Raw genomic sequence first — 5,280 nt, 5'->3', positions numbered from 1 at the left:
TACCTGGCCGCCTGCGAGATCGTCCGGCGCGACATCTTCCTGGACGACAAGCCGCGCAACGAGCGCGAGACCGGGATCGAGCAGGGGGACCTCGAGGGCAAGACCATCTACGATGCCGCCACAGGAGAGGCGCTGGCGCTGGTGGAGACTCGCGCCCGGTACGAAGCGTCCAGCTTCGAGGACCGCCTGCTCCTCCCGGAGCGCGTCGCCGAGATGGCGCGCGATCTGTTCGCGCATCTCCTTGCCACCGCCGGACCCGAGCAGAAGACCATCGTCTTCTGCGCCCGCGACCGCCACGCCGATGACGTCGCCAGCGCGCTGAACAACCTCTACACCCTGTGGTGCGCCGCCCAGGGCCGGCTCCGCCGACGGTGGAGCTCCTGACCACAGGCGTGGATGTGCCCTGCGTCCGGAACATCGTCTTCTTCAAGTACGTGCGCTCCCCCATCGCCTTCTACCAGATGGTCGGCCGCGGAACGCGGATCGATCCGCCGTCGGGCAAGCTCATGTTCCGCGTCTACGACTACACGGATGCCACCCGTCTCTTCGGCGAGGAGTTCAGGAGCCGCTTCACCCCGGCTCGCAAGCCTGCCGCGAGCACGGGGCTTGTGGAGCCGCCGGGGCCGCCGGAGCGGACGCTCCTGGTCGAGGGCTTCGACGTGCGGGTGACCGACGCCGGGCGCTACATCGTCACCCAGGTGGACGGCAAGGCCATGCCGGTGACGGTGGAGGAGTACAAGGAGCGGCTGGCGCGGCGGCTCGTCGAGGAGGCGCCGACGCTCGACACCTTCCGGGCCCGCTGGATCAATCCGCCCAAGCGCCAGGAGCTGCTGGGCCGGTTGCCCGATGCCGGCCGCTCCGCGTTCCTCGTGCGCGCGCTCGAGGAGATGGCCGACTACGACCTCTACGACGTGCTCGGCGAGCTGGGCTACGGCCTCGCACCGCGGACGCGGCCCGACCGCGCCGAGGCCTTCGGCCACAAGCACCGCCCCTGGCTCGCCAGCTTGCCACCGAAGGCGGCGGCTACCCTCAAGGCCCTGACCGTCCAGTTCGCCCGCGCCGGCACCGACGGCCTCGAGAGCCCGGAGGTCTTCGAGACGCCCGACGTGGTCCGCGCCGGGGGCCTGGCTGCCCTCAAGACCCTCGGCAAGCCCGCCGACATCCTGCACGAGACCAAGGAGCGCCTCTTCGCCGCCTGAGGCATCGCTTCGACGTGGCGGGCTCAGGCCCGGTGCGGATGTTATCTTGTTGAACGGCCAGCGGAGGAGCGCGCGCGAGATGGAGGGGGGTGATGCAGTGAGGCAAGTGATTGTCTTCCGGGGGGAGGATGGCTACTGGGTGGTCGAGTGCCCGAGCCTGCCTGGCTGCGTGAGCCAGGGTCGGACCAAGGCGGAGGCGATTGCCAACATCAAGGAGGCAATCAGCGGGTATATCGAAGTGCTCGAAGAGGACCATCTCCCAGTTCCCGAGGAGCGTTTCGAGGCATGGGTCGTAGCCGTATGACCAAGCTCCCGTCGGTGTCGGGCCGTCTCCTGCTTCACGCAGGGCTGGACGTGGCCGAGTTCATCGAGCCCCTGGGGTGAAGGGACACCATGCGATGCGCTACGCGGTGGTCATCGAGAAGGCCGAGGCGAATTTCTCCGCGTACGTGCCCGACCTCCCTGGGTGCGTCGCCACCGGCGCCACGAAGGAAGAGGCCAAGCAGAACATCCGGGAGGCGATCCGGTTCCACGTGGATGGCCTCCGGGAGGATGGGCTCGCCATCCCCGAGCCGACCAGCGTCTGTGGGTATGTAGACGCGTGAAGGATCGCCCTCCGACCGTGATCGCCGGCCCGATCTACCAGCTGAAGATCACGCTCAAGGGCCTCCGCCCGCTGATCTGGCGGCGCTTCCAGGTTCCGGGGGATTACACGCTCGCCCGGCTCCACCGGGGGATCCAGCGGGTCATGGGCTGGACCGACTCCCACCTCCACGAGTACATCGTGCGCGGGCGGCACTACGGGACCCCGTCTGACGAGTGGGAAGGCCCGCCGGTGGTGTCCGAGCGCAGCGCCCGGCTGTGCGACGTGGCGACTCGCGAGAAGGCCCGCTTAGTGTACGTCTACGACTTCGGCGACGACTGGCAGCACGACCTCCTCGTCGAGAAGATCGTCGCGCCGCAGCCCGGCCAGCGCTATCCGGTCTGCCTCGCCGGGCAGCACGCCTGCCCGCCGGAAGATTGCGGCGGATACCCCGGCTACGTCGAGTTCCTCGCGGCCATCTCGAATCCAAAGCATACCGAGCACGCGGAGATGCTGGAGTGGGTCGGCGGGGCCTTCGATCCCTGGGCCTTCGACCTCGACGGCGTCAACCGCGCCCTCAAGCGGTTCCGGCAGCCGTGACCGGTCGAGTCGTCCGGGCAGCAGCGCCTTGTCCCCTGTCCCGGATCCGCCTCGGGGATTGCCTCCAGGAAGTGAGCCGGGGCGCCGGTCCCTCGTGGGCCACCTACCGTGTGGTTGGCGCTACTCGCGCCGGACTCGCGGATGCGAAGGAAGGGGTCGGGAAGCAGCCCGAGCGGTACAAGCTGGTTGAACCCGGCACCATCTTCTACAACCCCATGCGCATCCTTCTCGGGTCCATCGCCTTCCTTGATGAAGGAGGGGTGCCCGGCATCACGAGCCCGGACTATGTCGTGTTCAAGACGCACCCCGGGCTCCTTCATCCCCGGTGGTTCTACTACTGGCTCCGATCTGATGCCGGGGCGTCGTTCATCAAGACATTGGCGCGAGGAGCGGTTCGCGAGCGCATGCTGTTTCGGCGATTGGCCGCGGCCGAGATCGATGTGCCACCGTACGAAGTGCAGTGCGAGTTCGCGCGCTGCATTCCAGCGGTGGAGCGGGCGCGCGCCGCCGCCGAGGCTCAGCTGCACGCTGCCAAGGCCCTGCCTGTCGGCTTCCTTCACGCCGTCTTCGGTGGGGACGACGCTAAGAACTGGCTGCGTGTGCGCCTCAGCAGGCTGAGTTCCGATCCAGATGCCTTTTCCGATGGCCCGTTCGGGTCCAACCTGAAGACGGAGCATTATGCGTCCGCCGGGGCCCGGGTGGTCCGGCTGCAGAACATCGGACGAGGCGCATTCCTGGATGCGGACAAGGCGTTCATCGCCCTGGAACACTTCGCAGGACTTCGGCGGTACGGTGTTCGTCCTGGAGATGTGGTTGTGGCGGCGTTGGGAGATGGCGCGCGGCCTGCGGGGCGGGCTTGTGTGATTCCCGATGGTCTTGGCCCCGCCTTGGTGAAAGCCGACTGCTTTCGCCTTCGATTCCCAGCGGATTCCGTCCTCGCGCCTTATCTGGCAGCGTATCTCAACTCTCCCGTGGCCCTGAGCCGTGTGGCCGACACGATGCGCGGGGCGACTCGTCCGCGAATGACCTTGACCATGCTGAGGACAGTCGAGGTACCCCTGGCTCCAGTTCCTCAGCAACGGGAGATACTGCGGAAGTTGGATGAGCAGATGGCGGCGGTGGAGCGGGCGCGGGCCGGCGCCGAAGCTCAACTGCAAGCTGCCAAGGCCCTGCCGGCGGCGCTGCTGCGGAGGGCGTTCGGCGGGGCGTTTTGAAGGCCGGCCTCCAAAGGTCGCGGTGCTATTATCGGTTCGGCTGAATGGCGAAAACAGGCGGCAAGGTTGTTTTCGCCGCCGCTGACAAGGAGCCCGGTGCCCTCCTCCGCCCCTCCCCCGAGCCGCAAGGTGCGCCTGCCTGACGGGAACTCGGCCTGCGTGCCGGACCCGTTACCGCCTTTGCTGACGTGGACTCCCGCCCTGGTGGGGGCGCTGTCGGATGCCGACAGGTTGATCGGCCGGCTCGCCGGAGAGGGGGGGCGGCTGCCGGACCCTCACCTCTTGATCCGGCCCTTCGTCCGCCGCGAGGCGGTGCTGTCCAGCCGTATCGAGGGGACGCAGGCCACGCTGGGCGAGCTGCTGGCCGCAGAGGCGGGCATCGCCGTCGAGCGGAGCCCGGCCGATCTCCGGGAAGTCGGCAACTACGTCGTGGCGCTGGAGCATGGACTGGGCCGGCTCGGCAAGGTGCCCCTCGGGGTCCCGCTGCTGCTGGAGCTGCATGCGAAGCTGATGACCGGCGTCCGGGGAGGTCACGCCTCGCCTGGGAATCTCCGCGACACGCAGAACTGGATCGGCCGTCCGGGATCGACGCTGGCCACGGCGACCTACGTGCCGCCGCCGGAGGAGATCAGGCCATGCCTCGAGGCCTGGGAGCGCTTCCTCCTGGACCGGACGCTCCCGCCTCTCGTCCAGGTGGCGCTGGCTCACTACCAGTTCGAGGCGATCCACCCGTTCCGCGACGGCAACGGTCGCGTCGGCCGACTGTTCATCACCCTGTTCCTGATGGACCGCCGGGTGCTGCCGAGCCCGCTGCTCTACCTCAGCGCCTTCTTTGAGGCGACGCGGCGCGATTACTACGACTGCCTCCGCGGCGTGCAGGAGCGCGCGGAGTGGGAGGAATGGCTGCTCTACTTCCTCGAAGGGGTCGCGCGCCAGTCCGAGGACGCGCTGAGTCGAGCCGAACGCACCAACTCCCTCCTGGCGACCTGGCGCCTGAAGGTCGCCGGGGCGTCGTCCCAGGTTCCCTTGCGGCTTATCGATCTCATCGCGGAGAACCCCTATTGCACCGTGAAGCGCGCGGCCGAGCGACTCCGGGTGGCCTTCACGACGGCGCAGCGAGCGATCGACAGGCTGGAGGCCGCCCGGGTCCTCGGGCGGGTGGGGCCGGCGAGGCGCGACCGCGTCTACTGCGCGAAGGCGCTGCTGGACATCCTGGAAGAGCCGGCCAACCTCACGCGCCGGGAGATCCGCTGATGGCGAGACGGCCCCGCGCCAAGAGCGGTAACGGCAAGCGGCTGGCCACCCAGCAGTCGGTCAACGGCGCGGTCAAGGCCATCTGCGACATCATGCGCCGGTCGAACTGCGCCGGCGCGCTCCAGTACGTGCCCGAGCTCACGTGGATCCTGTTCCTCCGCATCCTGGACGAGCGCGAGACGCGCGAGGCGGAGCAGGCCGAGGCGGTGGGCGCGGAGTTCACGCCGTCGCTCAGGCGTCCCTACCGCTGGCAGGACTGGGCCGCGCCGGGCGGCAAGAAGCGGCAGGCGCTGCAGGAGGCCGCGCTCGGCGCCATGTTCGCCTTCCTCAATGGCGATCTGCTGCCTCACCTGCGGGGCCTGCGCGACCGGCCCAGGGCCACGCCCCGGCAGAAGCTGATCGCCGAGATCATGTCGGGCGTGGAGCGGAC

At 68.7% G+C, this 5,280-nt stretch carries 8 protein-coding genes; all 8 read left to right on the top strand.

The genetic code is table 11. The annotated features are described in order from the left end of the window. A partial coding sequence (locus tag HYV93_11295) for a hypothetical protein (protein MBI2526562.1) occupies positions 1-384 on the top strand: 384 nt, incomplete at its 5' end. Then, positions 372-1,199 (top strand): hypothetical protein, encoded by an 828-nt coding sequence (locus HYV93_11290; GenBank protein ID MBI2526561.1) that lies wholly within the window; start codon positions 372-374, stop codon positions 1,197-1,199. The genes HYV93_11295 and HYV93_11290, both read left to right, overlap by 13 nt. 79 nt (positions 1,200-1,278) lie before the next feature. Next, on the top strand, positions 1,279-1,503 hold the full coding sequence (locus HYV93_11285; GenBank protein ID MBI2526560.1) for a type II toxin-antitoxin system HicB family antitoxin: 225 nt from the start codon (positions 1,279-1,281) through the stop codon (positions 1,501-1,503). A 94-nt stretch (positions 1,504-1,597) separates the two neighbouring features. Beyond that, positions 1,598-1,804 (top strand): type II toxin-antitoxin system HicB family antitoxin, encoded by a 207-nt coding sequence (locus HYV93_11280; protein ID MBI2526559.1) that lies wholly within the window; start codon positions 1,598-1,600, stop codon positions 1,802-1,804. Continuing rightward, the gene (locus HYV93_11275; protein ID MBI2526558.1) at positions 1,801-2,382 is read left to right on the top strand and encodes a plasmid pRiA4b ORF-3 family protein; all 582 of its coding nucleotides are present in this window, start codon (positions 1,801-1,803) and stop codon (positions 2,380-2,382) included. The genes HYV93_11280 and HYV93_11275 overlap by 4 nt, the downstream gene beginning before the upstream one ends. 71 nt (positions 2,383-2,453) lie before the next feature. After that, positions 2,454-3,596, top strand: a complete 1,143-nt coding sequence (locus tag HYV93_11270) for a hypothetical protein (GenBank protein ID MBI2526557.1) — start codon at positions 2,454-2,456, stop codon at positions 3,594-3,596. 96 nt (positions 3,597-3,692) lie between these two features. Then, positions 3,693-4,850 (top strand): Fic family protein, encoded by a 1,158-nt coding sequence (locus HYV93_11265; GenBank protein MBI2526556.1) that lies wholly within the window; start codon positions 3,693-3,695, stop codon positions 4,848-4,850. Then, a partial coding sequence (locus HYV93_11260; protein MBI2526555.1) for a type I restriction-modification system subunit M N-terminal domain-containing protein occupies positions 4,850-5,280 on the top strand: 431 nt, incomplete at its 3' end. The genes HYV93_11265 and HYV93_11260, both read left to right, overlap by 1 nt.

Source organism: Candidatus Rokuibacteriota bacterium, from assembly GCA_016188005.1.
In the GTDB taxonomy this organism is placed as follows: Bacteria; Methylomirabilota; Methylomirabilia; order Rokubacteriales; family CSP1-6; genus UBA12499.
Note: the sequence above shows the minus strand (reverse complement) of the source record. Positions and strands in the feature narration are given on the sequence as shown.